The following is a 20,672-nucleotide window of genomic DNA, read 5'->3' as shown; positions in this document are numbered from 1 at the left end:
CTGTGGGAGCTGGCTTGCCTGCGATGCAGGCGCCTTGGTACTTCAGGTACACCGCGCTGATGCCATCGCAGGCAAGCCAGCGCCCACAGTTGATCTTCGTGGGGTTAGAGAAAGGGTTTCAAGTGGCCAGCCGCGATGAAGGCACTTAGCGCCAGCACATCCACGGAGCCCGACCGATCCTGATCCAGATGCGCCACCTGGCTGCGCACGGCCTCATGAATCCGCCTAGCCCCCTGCCCCAGTTGCAGTTGCCCGCGCAGCTCCACCGCTTGCGCGGCGACGATCAGTTCGATGCTGGCCAGCCACAACACCCGCTCGGTCAAGCGGCGGGTCTTGTCGACCACGGCCAGGGCCTGCCCGGCGTAGTCTTCCACGCGGTCGGCCACCGGCACACTGACCGCCGGTAACGGGTTGGCCAGGTGCCCGATCTCCGCGAGCAACGCCGCGCTGGTGCGCTGCAATGCTGCCATCCCCACATGCCCCGGCTGTGTGATCAAAAAACGCGGCAAGTCGCTGGACGTGGGCGAGAGCAATTTGGCAATGCGCTCAGCGCTGCACGCGGCCACCCGACCCAGGGCCAGGCCCAGCCCTTCGGCGGCCAACGCCAAATGCGTGCTGTCGAAATTGGCCGTGGCCAACACCAGCGCTTCTTCACTGATCAACGCCGGGTTATCCGCGCCACTGCGCAGTTCCAACTCGACCAGCTCATGCAACTGCTGCAACGCCTGATGCGCCGCGCCCTGCACCACCGTTGCACAACGAAAACTCAACGGGTCCTGCAAGCGGCGCGGGTTATCCGCCAGCTCGCCGCCCGCCAGCAACTGCAGCAATGCCGCCGACTGCGCGGTTTGCCCAGGCGCCGGCCGCAGGCGTGAAGCCCATGGCTGAAACGGGCTGAGGTTGGCCCGGTAGCCTTCGCACGACACGGCCAACGCCGCCAGCAAGGCGTCCAATACCTGCTGCGCCTCGAACACCAGCAAGGCCCCCAGCCCCACACTGGCGGCATTCGCCGACACCAGCGCCAGGCCATCCTTACCGGTCAACGCCACACTGAGCGCCAGGCTCAAGTGGGCCAACGGTGCCAGGTCCGCCTCCCCCAACGAGCCGAGCAACGGCACCTCGGGCTCGACGCCGCTGTTGAGCAGGCCCAGCAACGCCTCTGCCGCGCGCGGTGAAATGCCCGAGCGGCCCTGGGCTAACCCGGCCAGGCGCGCCGCCGTGATCGCACGCAATTCCTGTCGATTGGCCAGGCGCCCCACCCCCACCGCACGCCCCAGCGGAATGCTCGCCTGCAACGGCGCCACGGCAGTGTCCACCGCCGCGCCGAGGCCGGTGGTCACGCCATAGATCGGCACGCCTTGCGCCGCCAGTTTCACCAGCAACCGGTGGCCTTCGTCGATACGTTGGCGCGCCTGGGTGGTGAAGTCCGCCGGGCTGTCCTGCCGGGCAATCGCCAGCAAATCGGCGAGCGACAGGCCCTGAGGATCGAAGTGGATCATGCCCAGCGCAGCCGCTGGCCAAGCCCCAGGCGCTTGGCTTTTTCCAGCAGCGCATGGCCCAGGGCGATATCGCTGAGGCTCAGCCCACGGTGCCAGAACAGGATGGTTTCCTCGGGGGTTTCGCGGCCGCTTTTCAAGCCGGCGACGATTTGCCCAAGCTCGGCGTGCAGGGTCTCGGCGCTGAGCTTTCCGGCCTCCACATGCGCACGCAGCGAGCCGAACAGCCCGCCCTTGCACTGGCCCCAATCGTCCACCACCCGCTTGCTCATGATGTCGGTGAGAGACAATTGCACCGCGCTCATGGTGCCGTAGGGCACCACAAACGCGCCGGGTTTGATCCACTCGGTGTGCAGCAAGGGTTCGGGCTGATCCAGGCGCGAGGCCTCGACCACGATGTCGGCGCCCCGCACTGTGGACTCCCAATCGTGCGTGACAATCACCGGCTTGCCGAGGTCCTGGCGCAGGCGTTCGGCAAAGGCTTCGCGGCTTTCGCTGCGCCGCGAATGCACACGGATTTCCTCAAAATCGAACAGGTGGTCCAGCAGCCGCACATTCCAGTACGCCGTGCCGCGCGCGCCGATATGCGCGAGCACCTTGCTGTCGGGCCGAGCCAGGTATTTGGCGCCGATGGCGGTGACCGCGCCGGTGCGCATATCGGTGATCGCCGAGGCGTCGAGGATGGCTTTTGGAATGCCGGTGGCCGGGTCCAGCAGGTTGAGGATCGCCAGTTCCGAGGGCAGTCCCTTGCGGTAGTTGTCGACAAAGTCGCCCACCACCTTGACCCCGGCGTAGCCGATATCGCCACCCAGGACGCCGCGCAGCACGTTGAAGTGGCCGTTGATCTCACCGCCGGGAATCAAGTGGGTGCGCGGCTCGATCACCGCCTCGCCACGCCCTTGAATCGCCAGACTGGCTTCGATGGCGCTGAGGATTTCATCATTGGTGAGCCCCAGTTCGTCGATGTCGAGGCCGTTGAGAAAATCAATGTAGATCGGTTGCATGGTCTGCTCACTGATTAAGGCATTAGGGCTTTGGGGCCTTGAACACTGCTTGCTGCACATCGAACTTTTTCGGGATCAGGCCGTTGGCCAAAAACAGGTCGGCGGTGCGTTGCTGGGTGGCGATGTCGCTGGCTTGCAGAGGACGGATCGGCGTGGAGGAGCGGTGTTCGAAGTAGCTTTTGACCACCGCCGGTTGCAGGCCGAGGGTCTTGGCCATCAACGCAATGCTCTCGTCGGGCTGGTCGAGGGACAGGCGCTGCGCCTTGGCCAGGGTCTGGATAATCGTGCCGATGGCCTGCGGATGCTGTTTGATAAACGGGCCGCTGGCGACAAAAAACGTGCCCGCCGGGTTAAGCCCTTGGCCATCGCCCAGCACTCGGGCGGAACCGTCGACCACGGCGGCCGAGTAGTACGGGTCCCACACCACCCAGGCGTCGACCTTGCCTTGTTCGAACGCGGCGCGCCCATCGGACGGCGACAGGTACACCACGTTTACGTCCTTCCATTGCAAGCCCGCACGCAGCAGGCTTTTAGGGAACAGGTTGTGGGCGCTGGAACCCTTGAGCAACGCCACGCGCTTGCCCTTGAGTTCGGCCACGCTCTGCACGCTGCTATTTTTTGGCACCAGCACCGCTTCGGATTTACCCTCGTTGGGCTCGACGGCGAAGTACTGCAACTCGATGCCGGCGGCCTGGGCGAAGATCGGCGGGATGTCGCCGATATTGCCGATGTCCAGGCTGCCGGCGTTGAGCGCTTCGATCAGCGGCGGCCCGCCGAGAAATTCGATCCACTGCACCTCGGTGCCGGGCAACGCGGCTTCGAAGAGTTTGTGCTCGCGGGCCAGTACCATGCTCACCGAGCTTTTCTGGTAACCGATCCGCAAGGTGGCGGGTTCGGCCGCCAGGGTTTGCCCGGCGACCAGTGCAAGCACCACAGCAGCGAAGGTTTTAAGCATCACAACGCTCCCTGGATCTTGGTCGCCACATCCGCCGGCACCCATTGTTGCCAGACTTGCGGATGGTCCTTGAGGAAGGCTTGCGCAACCTGGCGTGGCGGCGTGCGTTTCTCGCTCATGTCCCCCAGGATGCCGTTGAGCAGGTCAATCGGCAGGTCGACTTTCTCAAACACGCTGACCAGTTGCGGGTACTGCGCCTTGAACGGTGCCGACACCCCGATCGCCAGGCGTGCCGGCATCGAGCGGGTGCCGATGGGGTTGGGGTTTTTCGCGTCGGACAAGGTCTTCCAAGCCTCGGCATTGAACGGCGGCTCTTCCAGTTTGATCAGCTTGAAACGCCCCAGCAGCGGGGTGGGCGACCAGTAGTAGAACAGCACCGGTTTGCCGCGGCGGATCGACGACGCCACCTCGGCATCCAGCGCCGCGCCGGAGCCGGTGCGGAAGTTGACGAAGCTGTCGGTAAGTTTGTACGCCTTGAGTTTCTGGCTGTTGACGATCTCCGAGGTCCAGCCGGTGGGGCTGTTGAGGAAGCGCCCACGGCTCGGGTCTTCGGGGTCGCGGAACACGTCTTTGTAGCGCGCCAGGTCGGCCACCGACTTGAGGTCCGGCGCCAGGGGTTTGATGCCGCGTGCCGCGTCGCCCTTGATCACGTATTCCGGCACCCACCAGCCTTCGGTGGCGCCCTTGACCGTGTCACCCAGGCCTAACACTTTGCCTTCGCTTTCGGCCTTGACCCACGCCGGACTGCGCCCGGCCCATTCTTCGCCGATCACCTGGATATCGTCTTTGGCCAGCGCGGCCTCCAGGCTTACGGTGCTGCCGGGCAAAGTATCGGTGGGCAGGCCGTAGCCTTTCTCGACGATCAGGCGCAGCACCTCGGTGATCAGGCTGCCGCTTTCCCAGGTGATATCGCCGAAGTGGATGGGTTTGACGGCTTCGGCGGCTGTTGTGGGTTGCGCTAACACGGCCAGTGCCAGCAGCGAGCCACCGAGCAGGGTTTTGAGTTTTTTCATGCATTACCTCGTGGTGAATCATTCTCTAGAACACAGAAGATCCAGTGTGGGAGCGGGCTTGCTCGCGAATGCGGTGTGTCAGTGATGCATGAACTGGCTGACCCACCGTATTCGCGAGCAAGCCCGCTCCCACATTTGATCTGCGCGGTATTCAAGATCGGTTAAAAGTCATAACTGAGCCGCGTGTAGTAAAACGCCCCCTCCGGCGCCGACGGCGACAGGTAGCTGTACTGCTGGCCCGGGGTCTGGCGCAGGCGGGTGTTGAAGTCGTCGGGTTTGCTGTCGAACAGGTTGTTGGCGCCGACCGACAGGCGCAGTTGCTTGGTGAAGGCGTAGTTCACGTCCAGGTCGGTGTTCCATTGCGCGGCGAAGGTCTGGTCGTACTGGGCGTTGGCGGCGCTGGCGGCGTATTTGCGGTATTCGCCGTAGCGGGTTTCGCTCAGCGCAATGGTCCAGGCGCCGATACGGTGGGTGGCGCCGAGCACCAGCTTGTCTTCGGGGTAGCCGTGTTCGAGGAAACCTCGGGCTTCGCGGGTGAGGACGTCGAAACCGTTGGGGTTTTCGTGAACCTTCTCAATCGTGGTGCGGGCCTTGGTGTAGCCGGCCGACAGGCTCAACGCGCCGTACTGCGCCAGGTCCAGGTTGTACTTGCCGACGATGTCGACCCCACGCGTGCGGGTGTTGGCGGCGTTGGTCATGAACTGCGCCCAGGTGTACTGGCCAAAGCCTGCCTGTTGCAGGATCTGCTCGGCACGCGGCCCGGAAATGCCGCCGCTGTAGAGCAAGCGGTCACGAATCGAAATCTGGTAGGCGTCGATGGTCAGCGAGGCTTGTTCGATGGGGCGCAGCACCAGGCCCAGGGAATAGTTGGTGGATTTTTCGGGCTTGAGCGGCTCGGCACCCAGGGCGCGGGCGGCCGGGTTGTCGGCCGGCAGCATGCGGGTGAGCACCGGGTTGCCGTTGACGTCGACGTTGGTGGTGGTGGTCCACGAGGTGCCGATCTGGCCCAGGGTAGGTGCGCGGAACGAGTTGTTCACCGTGGCGCGCACGCCCACTTGCGGGGTGAAGTCATAGCGCGCCGAGAGCTTGCCGGTGGTGGCGGAGCCGAAGTCCGAATAGTGCTCGGTGCGCCCGGCCAGGCCGACCTGGAATTTGTCGGTGAGCTGGTGTTCAAGGCCGAAATACACGCCGCCCACGTCACGCTTGTAGGTGCCGGCGTCGTCCGGTGTGAGGCCGGAGGCTTGCACTGCGCCGACTTGCACCCCGTTGATGCCGCCGAACGAGTAGGACTCGTAGTCGCCCTCCTCCAGCCGATATTGCTCATGGCGGTAGGCAATGCCCGCCGACACAGTCAGCGGATGGCTCGACCAGTTCACGTCCAGGTCCTTGGCGTAGTCCAGGCCGATATTGGTCTGGTCGTTGACCAGGGTGGCCACGTCGAATTTGGTCGGGCTGTTGAGGCCGTAGCTCGGGTTGACCGTGTTGAAGGCCAGTTCATCGTGCTTGTCGCGGCCATAGGTAGCGCTCAGGTCGAAGCGCCCGAGGGTGTCGTCCTCATAGCGCGTGCCGACGGTGAGCGCGCCGTCTTCATAGCGGTAGCGGTATTTGGGAATGGTGCCGTTGGGGTAAATACCCGGCACGTTGTTCGGGTTGTTGGCCAGCAGCGGCGGCGTGTTGTTCACCGATTTGTCCTGGCCGAAAGTCGCGAAGCTGTAGAGGCGCCACTGTTCGCTCAGGCCGACTTCGGCATTCGCCGCCAGGTTGAATTTATCGCGCCCGGCCCCGCCCCAGCGCGGGTCTTGCAGTTGGCCGCCGGCCTCGTATTTATCGCCGATATCGGTGGGTTGGTTGTTCAGCGTATTGAAGCTCAGCGTGAGGAACCCGTCCCCCGGCAACCCCAGGCCGTACCAGCCATCGGTGGTCTTGCTGAAACCGTCGCCCTGGGCATATTTGCCCAGCTGGGTGTTGAGCTGGCCGCCGCTGTCACGCTCCTTGAGCACGATGTTGACCACGCCCGCCACCGCATCCGAACCGTACTGCGCCGAGGCGCCATCGCGCAGCACTTCGACGTGGTCGATGCTGCTGATGGGGATCATGTCCAGGTCCACCGGCTGCGCGCCAATGAACGGCACACCGCCGGAAATATTCACCACCGCCGAGGCGTGGCGGCGCTTGCCGTTGATCAGCACCAGCGTCTGGTCCGGCGCCAGGCCACGCAGGGACGCACCCTTGGGGTTCTGGCCACGGGTGGCGCTCTGGTTCTGCGGAAAGTTGAACGACGGCAACAGCTGGAACAGCGCCTGGTTGAGGCTGGTAGCGCCGGTCTGTTTGAGTTCTTCGGCGTTGATCACGTCCACCGGCGCCGCGCTGGTCAGGGCCGTGGCGTCGCTGCGCCGGGTGCCGATGGCGACCACGCGGTCGAGGGTCGGTGCTTGCGCCGCACGGGTTTGTGCCTTGAGGTTGCTGGTAGCGTTTTTACTCACGCTTTCTTTGATGATAAACGCACCGTCCGGGCTGACCTGAACCTGCAGGCCGGTGCCCTTGAGCGCGGCGTCCACCGCCTGTTGCGCCGACAGCGAACCGTCGACACTGGCCGAAGAATAATTACCCACTTGCGGCGTAAACGAGATCACCTGGCCGCTCTGGCGACTGATGTTCAGCAGCACTTCATCCAACGGGCCGGGCGCGATGTGATAGACCTGACGCGCCTCTTCGGCGCTGGTGGCAAACGAGAAAAACAGACTGGCCAACGGCACCAGGGCAAAGGTTCGAAGCGGCACACGGTTGAACTGACTCACTTTGGCTCCCCCCAAGGAAACTCGATAACGCTGCTCCCCGCAGCGCTTACGGGAGTGATGTGGGATGGCGCGGGCAAAACTTGCAGATCGTTTGGTTATGTTCATAGATCGTGGAGTGGTAACCCAATCAGTGTGGGAGCGGGCTTGCTCGCGAAAGCGGTGGCTCAGTGATGAATGTGCAAGCTGACACACCGCTTTCGCGAGCAAGCCCGCTCCCACATTTGACCGAGTCGTTGCACAGGTCAGGTGGCACTGACCGTCACCCACAACCCAGTGCGGCGGGTGATATGGATCGGCAAGGTGCGCGCCAGGGTGTCGAGAATTTGCTGGGGGTTGTCCAGCCGGTACAGGCCACTGACGCGCAACTCGGCCACGGCCGGGTCCAGGCGCAGCACGCCGTTGTGATAGGGCCGCAGCGCGTCGATCACTTCGGCCAGCGGGCGGTCGCGCACTTGCAGGAAGCCGTCGACCCAAGCCGTGGCGCCGGAGGAACTGGCTTGCACCGGGCCAAAGCCATCGCGGTCGTAATGCACTTCATGGCCGGCGGCGAGTTGCAGGCGCTCGCCATTCTGGCCGTCGATTTCTACCGCGCCGTTAAGGGCGACGACCTGGCCTTGGCCTGCCCGCTCGCGCACCAGAAAACGATTGCCGTAGGCGCGCAGGCGCGCCTGGTCGGTCTGGATCAGAAACGGTCGCAGGCGTTCACTGGCGACCTTGGCCAGCAGCTCGCCTTCGCGCAAACGCACCAGGCGTCGTTGCGGGTCGAACTGGATATCCGCCGCGCTTTGCGCGTTGAGCAGCAACTCGCTGCCATCGTCCAGCGTGACGGTGCGACGCTCGCCGGTGCCGGTGCGGATATCCGCCGTGAGTTCAGTCAAAGGCAAGCCCAACGGCCTGGCCAGCAGGGCCGCGCCGACCGCTACACCCGCACCGGCCAACGCCACCTGCAACACCTGGCGCCGACCGGACGGCGCCTCCAGCGCCTGCTGCAGAACCTTGCCACTGACCCCTTGCGCCTGGGGAACCTGGAACACCCCAAGGCGGGTTTCCAACTGCCGGCACAGGGCGTCATGGCGTGGGTCGGCGGCACGCCAGTGTTCGTAGCGCTGCCAGTCGCCCGCCGTGGCCTGGCCGGAACGCAGCAGCACATACCAGTGGGTGGCGCTGTCGATCAGGTGGTCATTCATTCCAGGCACAGCCGTAGGCATCGGTTGAAGGCGCGGGCCATGTAGTCGCTGACCGAGCGCTGGGAAATGCCCAGCTCGGCGGCGATCTCCGGGTAGGTCAGGCCATTGAGCTGGGACAGCAAAAAGGTCGCCTTGACCTTGGCCGGCAAGCCATCGAGCAACTGGTCGATGGCTTGCAGGGCTTCGAGCATTTGCGCCAGGTCTTCGGGAGACGGCGCGGTGGACGTTTCGTCGTTGTCCAGGGCGTCGAGGTAGGCACGTTCCAAATCGCGGCGGCGCCACAGCTGGTACATCAGGCGCTGGGCGATGGTGGTGAGCAAGGCGCGGGGCTGGCGGATCGGCTGCACGCCAGGCGCACTCAGGAGCTGGACAAAGGTGTCGGCGGCGATGTCTTCGGCGTGTGCACGGGAATCGAGGTGGCGGTGCAAACGGCTGCACAGCCAGTCGTAATGACTGCGGAACAATCCGCCCACGTAATCGCTGTGAGAAGTGTCGGCGCCGGACATAGTGGCTCCATCTGAGTAGGTTGCGCGTTATGTCCGGTGTTCCGGTGGGGCGATCCTAGCAAGGCTGCTTATTCTTTAATAATATTTAAAAGGTATTTTTATATAACCTTAACGAAGCTCAGGATAACCGACCCGCTCAGCCTGTTGCTGATAGTAGAGCAGTACCTGGTAATCGGCTTCGCTGGCGGCCAACACCTCCTGAATCCCCAGCGTCTGCGCAACCTGCGGCAGCGCCAGGTTCATCGCGGCACGGATCTCATGCACCTGCTGATCGCTTAAGCCAAGCGGGCCGATGTAGGGCAAGGTCGGGCTCGGTGCGCTGTGCGCAACGATACGCAGCCCGGCAACCTCATGCGGGGCGAAACGCGCCAGGTAATCGTAGGTGACGCTGTCGATGGCGGCCAGGTCGGCGTGGTCTTCGCGCAGCCAGCGCAGGCTTTCGCGGTGGGCGCCACTGACGCCGACGCTGGCGAAGAACCGGCCATCGCGCTGCAACGGTGCCAGGCGTTCACGCAGCAGGTTCATGCCGCTGTTGGAGTCGTGCCCGTTGATCACGCCGCGGCTGTTGTAGAAGTCCGCCAGGTGAATACGCGGGTTGTCATCACGGCTCAGCAGCAGGCTGCAGTGGGCGCCGTTGCTGCTGTGAGGCAGTTCATAGCGTGGCCGGCCGATCACGCGGACCTGGCCGCGCAGTTCGGTCATCAGCGGGTAGCCGCAGGTTTGCGTGACAAGCAACTCAGGGGCCAGCCATAGGCCGCGCAGGTCGAGGTGATCGGCGTTGCGACGCGGGGTATCGAGGCGCTCGAGGATGCGTGTCAGCCACTGTTGGTTGGCCTGCTGGATTTGCTCCGGTGCGACATACATCAGCAGCTCGGCGTAGCGTTCACTCATGGTCGTCTCTCACGCAAAAGGGTGCCGGGGGCTGTCGATGGCCTTGAGGCCATGGCGGCCGATCAACTGGCCGTAGCCCTGCACCAGAAACCCACCGCTGCGCGCCACCCACTGTTCACGGCGGGCACGGTAGACCCTGGGCAGCCAGTACCAGGGCAGTTGCGGCAAGTCGTGATGCACCGAGGTGCAGGTTGTTGTTCAGAAACAGCCAGGTCCATGGCCACGACGCCTCGTTAAGCACCGTGCGCTGCTCCGGCTGCGGGTGCGGGCGATGTTCATAGTAGGAACGGATCGACGCCAGGGACAAGGCCGGTACGCTGACCAGCAGCAGGTAATGCCACACCGACAACGCGCTGTAGTGCGCGATAAACATCAGCATCAACAGGGTCACTGCGCCGTGGGTCAGCCACATCGGCCACACCCGGGGCAGGCGCTGAAACTCATGGCGTGCCAACCGTGTGATCGCCAGGGGGCGGCCAGCAGCAAGCGGCCCAGCACGGTCTTGGTCAGCCAATGCACAGCGCGCTCAAACAGCGAGCTGTGGTCCCATTGATGCTGGTTCAGGTAGCGGCTTTCCGGGTCGATGCCGGGTAGGGTCAGGTCTGCATCGTTGTGATGCAGCAGGTGGCTGTCGCGGTACAGCGTGTAGGGGTACCACACGGCGAACGGGGCGTAGCCGAGCAGTTTATTCAGCAGGCGCGAGCGGGTGGGATGGCCGTGCAGCAACTCGTGTTGCACCGACAGCCACAGCGTCACGAGCGGGATCAGCAGCAGCGTGCTCAGCCACAGGCCCAGCCGATGGCTGGCGAGGATCACGGCGAACCAGCCGGCATACACGCCGATCAACAGCAGCCAGGTCGGCCATTCGGTCGTTGCCGTGAAAGTGCGTGCCAGGGCTTCGATTTCCCGGCGTTGGGCGTCATCAAGGTAGTTGGCCATCAATCGCTCAGAGCAGGTGTTTCCTGCTCTGTGCAATGAGCCGCAAGAATCTTGCAGATCGTTTGGTTCTAAGCTTGTAACTCAGTGACCGAACAGGCCGGTCTCGGACTTCTTGGCTTTCTTGTCGGCGCGTTTTTCATCGGCGGTCTTTGCCGGTTTCTTCTTCGCGGCTTTCTTTGAATCCATACCTTTGGCCATGATGCGTGCTCAACTTAAGGGGATGTAACACTGGGTATACCACCTATTGCCGCACAGAAGGCGCTTATAATCCCCGGCCCTTGATTATGTTTCCAATACACCATGCCCGAACTGCACATTGAAGCGCTGGCAGAGCCGCTATGGCCGCTGCTGAACAAGTTTTACCGCAGCCATAATTCGCCGATGAAGGCGCTCAAGGGCGGGCGTTTATGGGTCGCCCGCGATAGCGAGATTGTGGCCGGCCTGTGCCTCACGCCCGTGGTGGGCGGGCAGTGGTTGACCGGGGTGTTTGTCGACCCGGCTTATCGCGGCCAGGGTCTGGCGGCGCAGTTGATTCTTCAGGCCGTGGCGAATGTGGAAGGGACGGTATGGCTGTTGTGCCATCCGGATCTGGAAGGGGTGTATCAGCGCATGGGGTTCACCCAGGACACGCTGCTGCCGCAATCGCTCAGCGAACGACTGGTTCGCTACAAGCGCAACAAACCGATGATTGCGATGGGCTTAGAACCGTTGGTGAGGTCGACCGCAGATAATGTGTGATCGGCAGGTTATGGGCCCATGCTAGCCTCGACGGCACAGTGGCCCCTTACAGGATGATCATGAAAACGACGCTTGCAGCTCTGTCCCTCACCGCCCTCCTCGTTCCAACCTTCAGCCAGGCCGCCGACACGCCGATCAGCCCCCAGCAGTACGCCAGCGTGCTCGCCGGCAGCTGGCGCGAGCCGGCCAACAGCGCCCGCGACGGCTATCGCCATCCGCAGCAAACCCTGGAGTTCTTTGGCTTGCGCGCCAAGCAGACGGTGATCGAAATCACCCCGGGTGGCGGCTGGTACAGCGAACTGCTGGCGCCGCTGCTCAAGGATCACGGGCATTACATCGCTGCCGTACAGGCCGCGAGCAGCAGCGCCTACGCCCGTACCGCCGAAGAAAACCTGAAGAAGAAATTCGCCGCCGACCCGACGCGTTATGCCAAGGCCGAGGTGGTCGAGTTCGACCCCAAGGCGCCGGTGTTCGGCAAACCGGCTTCGGCGGATGCGGTGCTGACCTTTCGCAATGTGCATAACTGGGTGGCGGCCGATACCGCAAACGCCACGTTCAGCGCGTTTTACAGCGTGCTCAAACCGGGCGGCGTGCTGGGCGTGGAAGATCACCGGGCCAAGGATGGTGCGGATCTTGCGGCGATCCAGGACAGCGGTTACCTGACCACCGCGCAGGTGGTGAAGCTGGCGACCGATGCCGGGTTCAAGCTGGCTGGGCAGAGTGAAGTCAACGCCAACCCCAAGGACACCAAGGATTATCCGGCTGGCGTGTGGACCTTGCCGCCGACGTTGAAGTTGGGCGAACAGGATAAGGCGAAGTATGTGGCGATTGGTGAGTCGGATCGGATGACGTTGCGGTTTGTGAAACCAGCCAAATAATCTGAATCAACGTAGAACCCATGTGGGAGCTGGCTTGCCTGCGATAGCGGTAGGTCAGTCAGCCTTTCGGTGACTGTTGCATCGCTATCGCAGGCAAGCCAGCTCCCACATTTTGATTCGTGGTGTGCCAGCGGCGGGTTACTCGTCAGCGTTCGGATCCATATCCGGAAACATCACTTCAATAAACCCGAACTTGCTGAAGTCGGTGATCCGCGACGGGTACAACCGGCCGATCAAGTGGTCGCACTCATGCTGCACCACCCGCGCATGGAAGCCATCGGCAAACCGTACGATCGGCTCACCCTTGGGGTCGAAACCTTCGTAGCGAATCTGCTGGTAACGGTTTACCGCGCCACGCAGGCCGGGCACCGACAGGCAACCTTCGTAACCCTCCTCCAGCACCGGGCTGAGCGGCGTGATCAGCGGGTTGATCAGGATGGTCTGCGGCACGGGCGGCGCGTCCGGGTAACGTTCGCTGGCCTCGAAACCGAAGATCACCAACTGCAGGTCGACACCAATCTGCGGCGCGGCCAGGCCGACTCCGCCCACGTGCTCCATGGTCTGGAACATGTCATCGATCAATTGCCACAGCTCGGGGCTGTCGAACATTTCCGGCGGAACCGGTGGGGCGATACGCAGCAGGCGTTCATCGCCCATTTTCAGGATTTCACGGATCATCGATCAGACTTCGTCGGTAGTGGGCTTGGAATGGTCCCGGCCAAGGCCGGAGACATGCTGTTTTTCAACGCTGTGGCCCGGCTCGTCGAACTCTTTCTCGCCGGGGTCCTTGCCCTCGGCGGACATGTGCTCGATCACCGCATTCATCTCCGCCCCCAGCAACAGCACGGCGGCGGAAATATAAAAGTACAGCAGCAGCACGATGATCGCACCGATGCTGCCATACATGGCGTTGTAGTCGGCGAAGGTTTTGACGTAGTAACCAAAACCCAGCGAGGCGACGATCCACACCACCACCGCCAGCACGGACCCCGGGGTGATAAAACGGAATTTCTGCTCAACGTCCGGCATCACGTAGTACATGAGGGCCACTGGCGAACATCAGCAAAATCACGATCAACGGCCAACGCAGGATGGTCCACAGGGTAACCACGAATTCCTGCATGCCGATCTGCCCGGCCAGCCATTCCATCACCTGCGGGCCCAGCACCATCAGTGCGGCGGCGGCCAGCAGCATGCCGGCGATGCCGATGGTGTAGAACACCGACAGCGGGAAACGCTTCCAGATCGGCCGACCTTCCACCACGTCGTAAGCGGCGTTCATCGCGCTCATCATCAGGCGCACACCGGCGGAGGCGGTCCACAGGGCAATCACGATACCCACCGAAAGCAGGCCACCCTTGGACTGCTGCAACTGGTCGATCACCGGGTTGACCTGCTCCAGCGCCTGGGGCGGCAACACCAGTTCCGACTGCAGGCGCAGCCAGGTGAAAAAGTCCGGCAGGTGCAGAAAACCGATCAGGGCAATCAGGAACAGCAAGAAGGGGAACAACGAAAACAGCATCTGGTAGGCCAGTGCCGAGGCGTAGGTGGACATCTCGTCGTCGACGAATTCCTTGACGGTGCGCACCAGCACTTTGTGAAGCTTGAGACCGTCTAGTACCGGGAAAATCATAGCGTCTCCTTTCGCCGCAAAAAAGGTTGAGTTCGTGGGCGACTCAGGGGCCGTTTTCTACATCAAGGTAGCCTATTTGGCGACCTCGAAACAATTTCGAAACTTTAATCACGGGATGTGACACAAAAACGGCCATCCGTGGATGGCCGTCTGGCTGCGCGGTGGCAGTCTTACTTGGTCGCTTTCTTTACCGCGTCTTTGGTATCACCGACCGCTTTCTGCACTTCGCCTTTCTTTTCCTGGATCACACCTTCAGCGCGCAACTTGTCGTTGCCGGTGACTTTGCCGACACCTTGCTTGATGTTACCGACAGCTTCGTTGGCCACGCCTTTTACCTTGTCAGATGTGCTGCTCATGGTATTTCTCCGAAAGAACAATCAAAGGTTTTGGGTCATTACCTAGAGATTGACCTGAGGCCATTCGGCAGAGTTTCAATTATTTTTCGTCAGGCATTTCGTCGAAGGCCGCAGGTTTGGCTTTATGTTTTGCAGCCAACCCACGAGAATGCCCGGCACATTCAGGCTATAACGCTGAATAACAGATCCCGTAGGAAGGTTATGAAACTCAATAAAGCACAGGCCATTGCCCGCAGAAACCAGGAACTGGGCGGTGCCGTACTCGGCGTCAACAACTGCCACTTCACCGATCTGGACCGCAAACGCAATATCTGGTGGTTCGACCTGCCGGTGGTGCGGATTGGCGTGGGCCAATACGAGTGGATTCACCTGTTGATGCACAACGCCGAGACCGACCAACTGCTGCACCTCAAGGTGCCGACCGTGTTCCTGCGTGAAAAGCTCGAGGGGCTGGTGGTGCGCAATGCCGGCAAGCGCAAGCCGGAAATCACCCTGGAGCTGAGCGCAGACAAGGACTCGTTCCTCAAGGACGTGCGCCCGACCGGTGCCGGTGTGAGCTTCGCGCAGTTTGCCCTGTAATCGTGGGGTGATAGCTGTTTGTGGCGAGCGGGCTTGCCCGCGTTGGGCTGCGCAGCAGCCCCAATAAGATCGCCGCGCAGGGGCATTGAAATCTCGGTTGCAGTTTTCAGGGCCGCTTCGCAGCCCAACGCGGGCAAGCCCGCTCGCCACAAAAAACCCCGCATTGGCGGGGTTTTTATGGGTTACTTTTTAAGACCGAGCTTCTTCAGCTCTTCATCGCGCAACTCACGGCGCAGGATCTTGCCCACGTTGGTGGTCGGCAACGCATCACGGAACTCCACCGCCTTGGGCACCTTGTAGGCGGTGACGTTGGCGCGCATGTGTTCCATTACCTGGTCCTTGGTCAGGGTGGCACCCGGTTTGACCACGATAAACAGCTTGATGTGTTCCCCGGATTTTTCATCCGGCACACCGATGGCCGCGCACTGCAGCACGCCTGGCAGGCCCGCCAGCACGTCTTCCAGTTCGTTGGGGTACACGTTGAAACCGGAGACCAGGATCATGTCCTTCTTGCGGTCGACAATGCGCATATAGCCGTCCGGCTGGATGATCGCGATGTCCCCGGTCTTCAGCCAGCCTTCACTGTCGAGGATCTCGGCGGTGGCATCCTCGCGCTGCCAGTAGCCCTTCATCACCTGCGGCCCCTTGATGCACAGCTCGCCGATTTCACCCAGGGCCAGCTCGACGCCGTCATCGGTGATGACTTTGCACACCGTTGATGGCACCGGAATGCCGATGGTGCCGATCTGTATGGCCTGGCTCGGGTTGACCGTGGCCACCGGGCTGGTCTCGGTCATGCCGTAGCCTTCGCAGATGTCGCAGCCGGTCACGTCTTTCCAGCGCTCGGCGGCCGCCAGTTGCAGGGCCATGCCGCCCGACAGGGTGACTTTCAGCGCAGAGAAGTCCAGCTTGCGGAAACCTTCGTTGTTGCACAGCGCCACGAACAGCGTGTTGAGGCCGACAAACCCACTGAACTTCCACTTCGACAGTTCCTTGACCATCGCCGGCAGGTCGCGTGGGTTGCTGATCAAGATGTTGTGGTTGCCGATCAGCATCATCGCCATGCAATGAAAGGTGAACGCATAGATGTGGTAGAGCGGCAGCGGCGTGATCAGGATTTCGCAGCCTTCATTGAGGTTGGAGCCCATCAGCGCCTTGCATTGCAGCATGTTGGCGACGAGGTTGCGGTGGGTGAGCATCGCGCCCTTGGCCACGCCGGTGGTGCCGCCGGTGTATTGCAGCACGGCCACATCGCCGCTGGCCGGGCTTACGTCGTTGACCGGTTGGCCATGCCCCTTGGCCAGCACGTCGTTGAACTTGATCGCCTTGGGCAAGTGATAGGCCGGGACCATTTTCTTCACGTACTTGATGACGCTGTTGATCAGCAGGCGCTTGAGCGGCGGCAGCAGGTCGGCGACTTCGGTGACGATCACATGCTTGACGGCGGTCTTGGGCACGACCTTTTCCGCCAGGTGGGCCATGTTGGCCAGGCAAACCAGCGCCTTGGCGCCAGAGTCGTTGAATTGGTGTTCCATTTCCCGCGCGGTGTACAGCGGGTTGGTGTTGACCACGATCAGCCCGGCACGGATAGCGCCGAACACCGCGACCGGGTATTGCAGAACGTTGGGCAGTTGCACGGCGATTCGGTCGCCAGGCTTCAAGTCGGTATGCTGTTGCAGGTAGGCGGCGAAGGCACCGGACAATTCGTACAGTTCACCGTAGGTGATGGTCTTGCCCAGGTTGCTGAAAGCCGGTTTGTTGGCGAAGCGCTGGCAGGACTGTTTCAGTACCGCCTGAATATTCGGATACTCGTCTGGATTGATTTGTGCAGCAATCCCGGCGGGGTACTTATCCTTCCAAAAGTCTTCGTTCATGGAAGCCCACTCCTCAGCGACGTCAGCGACGCGAATTCATCATCGCATTTGATGCGATTATTATTGGTGTATGTTTTTTAGGTGAATCTGGCGCTTTCAAGCAGGCCGAGACGTCACAAAGCGCGCCGAGAGTAGCAGCTTTGCCAAGGGCCGCCTAGAGCCAAAAGAGGGCCCTACGGTCATAAACATGACTGTCCTACAATATTTGGTCACACTTCAAACAAGGGTAAAAACCCTTCGTGCAAGGCTCTGGAATAAGGCTTTGAGGACGAGAGACTACAAATGTGGGAGCGGGCTTGCTCGCGAATGCGATGTATCAGTCACCAAATATTTCGACTAATACATCGCATTCGCGAGCAAGCCCGCTCCCACGTTTTTACTGCATTTCAATTCAAGCGATGTCGCGCAGCTCCCGCCGCAAGATCTTGCCCACCGGCGTCATCGGCAACGACTCACGCAACACAATATGCTTGGGCACCTTGTACCCGGTGAAGTTGGTCTTGCAGTACGCCTTCAACTCCTCAAGGCTCACGCCCTCGGCACGCGCCACCACGAACAGCTTCACCGCCTCCCCCGTACGCTCGTCCGGCACGCCGATCACCGCGCAGTTGGCCACCGCCGGATGCGCCATCACCACGTCTTCGATCTCATTGGGGTACACGTTGAAACCGGAGACGATGATCAGGTCTTTTTTGCGGTCGACAATGCGCACGAAGCCATCGTCGTCGATCACTGCAATGTCGCCGGTCTTGAGCCAACCCTCGGCATCCAGCGCCTCGGCGGTGGCGGCCGGTTGCTGCCAGTAGCCCTTCATCACCTGCGGGCCCTTGATACACAACTCGCCGCGCTCACCCAAAGGCAACTCGACGCCCTGATCATCAATCACCTTCATCGCCGTGGCCGGCACCGGGATGCCCACGGTGCCCAGGCGGGATTTATTGCCATAGGGATTGGTGCTGGCCACCGGTGAGGTTTCCGTCAGGCCGTAGCCTTCGCCGATTGCGCAGCCGGTGATCTGCTCCCAGCGTTCGGCTGTGGCCTTGATCAGCGCGGTGCCGCCGGAGTTGGTGAGTTTGAGGTGGGAAAAGTCCAGGCTCTTGAAGTCCGGGTGGTCCATCAACGCCACAAACAATGTGTTAAGCCCCAGCAGCCCGGTAAAGCGCCACTGCTTCAGCTCCTTGATAAAACCGCCGATGTCCCGCGGGTTGGTGATCAGTACGTTGTGGTTGCCGGACACCATCATGCACATGCAATTAGCCGTGAATGCATAGATGTGGTAAAGCGGCAGCGGCGCAATCATCACCTCCTGCCCTTCCTTGATCAGCGGGTGGCCGTCTTCGCCGGTCTGCGACATGCAGGCGCGCACCTGCTGCATGTTCGCCACCAGGTTGCCGTGGGTGAGCATCGCGCCCTTGGCCAGGCCAGTGGTGCCGCCGGTGTATTGCAGCACGGCGATGTCATCCAGGCTCACCGGGTGCCGGGTCACACCCAGGCCCGCGCCCAGGCGCAGGGCACGCTTGAACGACACCGCCCGTGGCAGGTGGTAGGCCGGGACCATTTTCTTCACTTTGTCGACCACAGTGTTGACCAGCCAGCCCTTGGCGGCGGGCATCAAGTCGCCCATCCTGGCTTCGATCAGGTAGTCGATTTCAGTGTCGGTGCACACCTCCTGCACCCGCGAACCGAACAGGTTGAGGTAGACCAGCGCACGCACGCCGGCGTCCTTGAACTGGTGGCGCATCTCACGCGGGGTGTACAGCGGGTTGGTATTGACCACGATCAGCCCGGCGCGCAACGCACCGAACACGGCAATCGGGTAATGCAGCACGTTGGGCATCTGCACCGCGATGCGGTCGCCCGGCTTGAGGTCGGTGTGCTGTTGCAGGTAACCGGCGAACGCGGCGCTCTGGCGCTCCAGCTCGGCGTAGGTCAGGGTGATGCCCATGTTGCTGAATGCCGGACGGTCGGCAAAGGCCTTGCAGGAACGCTCGAAGACTTCGATCACCGACTTGTAGGCCGTGAGGTCAATGTCATTGGGAACGCCCGCGGCGCGTTTGTCATTCCAGAAATCAGGTTGCATTATTCTTGTCCCCTTACCTGAGTGTGCCCGGCCGCTTTTTTATGCAGCTGCAAAAAGCGGAGCTTCGGGGACGTTAGCAGCTATGGCCAAACAGGCAAATAAGGGAAAGTGCGTCATTAATTGCGTGAATCTTCCTACAAGGCCCTGCACTGATCAGACGCTTCCTGTGGGATGAGCTATACACTGCAACGACGCCGAGCAGAACCGGAGCAAAGGAACCGCCATGAACCACACCACCTTCTGGCTGACCGCGAATGACCACAGCCGCCTGTACGTCAATCAATGGATGCCCGATGGCCCGCCCAAGGCCCTGGTGATGCTGTCCCATGGCATGGCCGAGCACAGCGCACGTTACGCACGCCTGGCACAGGCGCTGTGCGGCGCCGGCTACGGTTTATATGCGCCGGACCAGCGTGGCCATGGCCGCACCGCCGACGAAGGCACTCTGGGCCTGTACGCCGAGAAGGATGGCTGGAACAAGGTGGTGGGCGACCTGGCCAGCCTCAACCAGCATATCGGCCAGCAGCAGCCGGGCCTGCCGATCATTCTGCTGGGTCACAGCATGGGCAGCTATATCGCCCAGGCCTACCTGCTGCACCACAGTGCCAGCCTGCATGGGGCGATTCTCAGCGGCTCGAATTTCCAGCCGGTGGCGCTGTACCGCGCCGCCCGAGTGATTGCCCGGGCCGAACGCCTGCGTCTGGGCTTGCGTGGGCGCAGCGCGCTGATCGAATTTCTGTCGTTTGGATCGTTCAACAAGGCGTTCAAACCCAATCGAACCGCTTTTGATTGGCTCAGCCGCGACCCGGCCGAAGTCGACCAGTACATCAACGACCCACTCTGCGGTTTCCGTTGCACCAACCAGCTGTGGGTCGACCTGCTCGGCGGCTTGCAGCAAATCAGCAAAGCGTCCAATCTCGCGCAGATCGACCCGGGCCTGCCGATCCTGGTGATGGGCGGCGAATGTGATCCGGTGAGTGAGGGCAAGCGTCTCAAAAGCCTGGCCCATGCGTTGCGTGAAGCCGGCTGCCAAAACCTGCAATTGACTATCTACCCGCAGGCGCGTCACGAAGTGTTCAATGAAACCAACCGCGATGAAGTCACCACGGATGTGCTGACGTGGCTCGACCAGGCCCTGACCTTGCGCAGGCCGGCCCGCTGCGAATAACTTTTCTTTTAAAATCAGCCGTTTAAAATCGGCCGATAATGACCGTTTAGCCACAGGATGCACCTTTAGATGACCCAGGTAACCAACACCCCGTACGAAGCCCTCGAAGTCGGCCAGACCGCCAGCTACAGCAAGACTGTCGAAGAGCGCGATATCCAGCTGTTCGCCGCCATGTCCGGCGACCACAACCCGGTGCACCTGGATGCCGAATACGCCAAGGCGACCATGTTCAAGGAGCGTATCGCCCACGGCATGTTCAGCGGCGCGCTGATCAGCGCGGCCGTTGCTTGCGAGCTGCCTGGACCGGGCACGATCTACATCGGCCAGCAGATGAGCTTCCAGAAGCCGGTAAAAATCGGCGACACCCTGACCGTGCGTCTGGAAATCCTCGAGAAACTGCCAAAATTTCGCGTACGCATTGCCACCCGAGTGTTCAACCAGCGCGATGAGCTAGTAGTGGATGGCGAGGCGGAAATTCTTGCGCCGCGCAAGCAGCAGGTCGTAACGTTGACCGAGTTGCCGCCGATCAGCATCGGCTGATCTCAATTTCAGGCTCAACACAATGCAAATGTGGGAG

General features: G+C 61.8%; 17 protein-coding genes and 2 pseudogenes. 5 read left to right on the top strand and 14 right to left on the bottom strand.

The window, feature by feature from the left end; genetic code table 11:
* Positions 1–104 precede the first annotated feature (104 nt).
* The 9 genes and pseudogenes from LRS56_01970 to LRS56_01930 all read right to left on the bottom strand — a co-directional run bounded on the left by LRS56_01970 (position 105) and on the right by LRS56_01930 (position 10,789).
* A complete protein-coding gene (locus LRS56_01970) occupies positions 105–1,499 on the bottom strand; it encodes an aromatic amino acid lyase (protein ID WDU63366.1) in 1,395 nt (464 codons plus the stop codon).
* Positions 1,496–2,500: an ornithine cyclodeaminase family protein gene (locus LRS56_01965; protein WDU63365.1), complete on the bottom strand. Its 1,005-nt coding sequence runs from the start codon at positions 2,498–2,500 to the stop codon at positions 1,496–1,498. Before LRS56_01965 ends, LRS56_01970 begins: the two co-directional genes overlap by 4 nt.
* Positions 2,501–2,522: 22 nt before the next feature.
* Positions 2,523–3,455, bottom strand: coding sequence for an aliphatic sulfonate ABC transporter substrate-binding protein (locus LRS56_01960; protein ID WDU63364.1), 933 nt, complete (start codon positions 3,453–3,455; stop codon positions 2,523–2,525).
* The gene (locus tag LRS56_01955) at positions 3,455–4,468 is read right to left on the bottom strand and encodes an ABC transporter substrate-binding protein (GenBank protein ID WDU63363.1); all 1,014 of its coding nucleotides are present in this window, start codon (positions 4,466–4,468) and stop codon (positions 3,455–3,457) included. Before LRS56_01955 ends, LRS56_01960 begins: the two co-directional genes overlap by 1 nt.
* Before the next feature lie 161 nt (positions 4,469–4,629).
* Entirely contained in the window at positions 4,630–7,266 is a 2,637-nt protein-coding gene (locus LRS56_01950) for a TonB-dependent receptor (protein ID WDU63362.1), read from the bottom strand.
* A 242-nt stretch (positions 7,267–7,508) separates the two neighbouring features.
* Positions 7,509–8,453: a FecR domain-containing protein gene (locus LRS56_01945; GenBank protein WDU63361.1), complete on the bottom strand. Its 945-nt coding sequence runs from the start codon at positions 8,451–8,453 to the stop codon at positions 7,509–7,511.
* Positions 8,450–8,959 (bottom strand): sigma-70 family RNA polymerase sigma factor, encoded by a 510-nt coding sequence (locus tag LRS56_01940; protein ID WDU63360.1) that lies wholly within the window; start codon positions 8,957–8,959, stop codon positions 8,450–8,452. The genes LRS56_01945 and LRS56_01940 overlap by 4 nt, the downstream gene beginning before the upstream one ends.
* Before the next feature lie 108 nt (positions 8,960–9,067).
* On the bottom strand, positions 9,068–9,850 hold the full coding sequence (locus LRS56_01935) for a PhnD/SsuA/transferrin family substrate-binding protein (protein WDU63359.1): 783 nt from the start codon (positions 9,848–9,850) through the stop codon (positions 9,068–9,070).
* 9 nt (positions 9,851–9,859) lie between these two features.
* Positions 9,860–10,789, bottom strand: a pseudogene (locus LRS56_01930) (fatty acid desaturase).
* A 300-nt stretch (positions 10,790–11,089) separates the two neighbouring features.
* Here LRS56_01930 and LRS56_01925 point away from each other — a divergent pair.
* Positions 11,090–11,527: a GNAT family N-acetyltransferase gene (locus LRS56_01925; GenBank protein ID WDU63358.1), complete on the top strand. Its 438-nt coding sequence runs from the start codon at positions 11,090–11,092 to the stop codon at positions 11,525–11,527.
* Positions 11,528–11,586: 59 nt separating this feature from the next.
* Positions 11,587–12,405: a methyltransferase gene (locus tag LRS56_01920; GenBank protein ID WDU63357.1), complete on the top strand. Its 819-nt coding sequence runs from the start codon at positions 11,587–11,589 to the stop codon at positions 12,403–12,405.
* 138 nt (positions 12,406–12,543) lie between these two features.
* Here LRS56_01920 and def read toward each other — a convergent pair whose 3' ends face one another.
* The 3 genes and pseudogenes from def to LRS56_01905 all read right to left on the bottom strand — a co-directional run bounded on the left by def (position 12,544) and on the right by LRS56_01905 (position 14,394).
* Positions 12,544–13,083, bottom strand: a complete 540-nt coding sequence (gene def, locus LRS56_01915) for a peptide deformylase (GenBank protein WDU63356.1) — start codon at positions 13,081–13,083, stop codon at positions 12,544–12,546.
* A 3-nt stretch (positions 13,084–13,086) separates the two neighbouring features.
* A pseudogene (locus LRS56_01910) lies at positions 13,087–14,038 on the bottom strand (YihY/virulence factor BrkB family protein).
* A gap of 170 nt (positions 14,039–14,208) precedes the next feature.
* Positions 14,209–14,394, bottom strand: coding sequence for a CsbD family protein (locus tag LRS56_01905; GenBank protein WDU63355.1), 186 nt, complete (start codon positions 14,392–14,394; stop codon positions 14,209–14,211).
* 201 nt (positions 14,395–14,595) lie between these two features.
* Between LRS56_01905 and LRS56_01900 the strand changes: the two genes are divergently transcribed.
* Positions 14,596–14,973: a hypothetical protein gene (locus tag LRS56_01900; protein WDU63354.1), complete on the top strand. Its 378-nt coding sequence runs from the start codon at positions 14,596–14,598 to the stop codon at positions 14,971–14,973.
* A 182-nt stretch (positions 14,974–15,155) separates the two neighbouring features.
* Here the strand turns inward: LRS56_01900 and fadD1 are convergent, their stop codons facing one another.
* Both fadD1 and fadD2 read right to left on the bottom strand, forming a co-directional pair.
* Positions 15,156–16,847 (bottom strand): long-chain-fatty-acid--CoA ligase FadD1, encoded by a 1,692-nt coding sequence (gene fadD1, locus LRS56_01895; protein ID WDU63353.1) that lies wholly within the window; start codon positions 16,845–16,847, stop codon positions 15,156–15,158.
* A 391-nt stretch (positions 16,848–17,238) separates the two neighbouring features.
* Complete coding sequence (fadD2, locus tag LRS56_01890; protein ID WDU63352.1) at positions 17,239–18,927, bottom strand: long-chain-fatty-acid--CoA ligase FadD2; 1,689 nt, start codon at positions 18,925–18,927, stop codon at positions 17,239–17,241.
* A 223-nt stretch (positions 18,928–19,150) separates the two neighbouring features.
* Between fadD2 and LRS56_01885 the strand changes: the two genes are divergently transcribed.
* Positions 19,151–20,095 (top strand): alpha/beta hydrolase, encoded by a 945-nt coding sequence (locus LRS56_01885; protein WDU63351.1) that lies wholly within the window; start codon positions 19,151–19,153, stop codon positions 20,093–20,095.
* A 69-nt stretch (positions 20,096–20,164) separates the two neighbouring features.
* Positions 20,165–20,635: a MaoC family dehydratase gene (locus tag LRS56_01880; GenBank protein ID WDU63350.1), complete on the top strand. Its 471-nt coding sequence runs from the start codon at positions 20,165–20,167 to the stop codon at positions 20,633–20,635.
* Positions 20,636–20,672 lie beyond the last annotated feature (37 nt).

The sequence above is a fragment of the Pseudomonas poae genome (assembly GCA_028869255.1).
Classification (GTDB): Bacteria; Pseudomonadota; Gammaproteobacteria; order Pseudomonadales; family Pseudomonadaceae; genus Aquipseudomonas; species Aquipseudomonas poae_C.
Note: the sequence above shows the minus strand (reverse complement) of the source record. Positions and strands in the feature narration are given on the sequence as shown.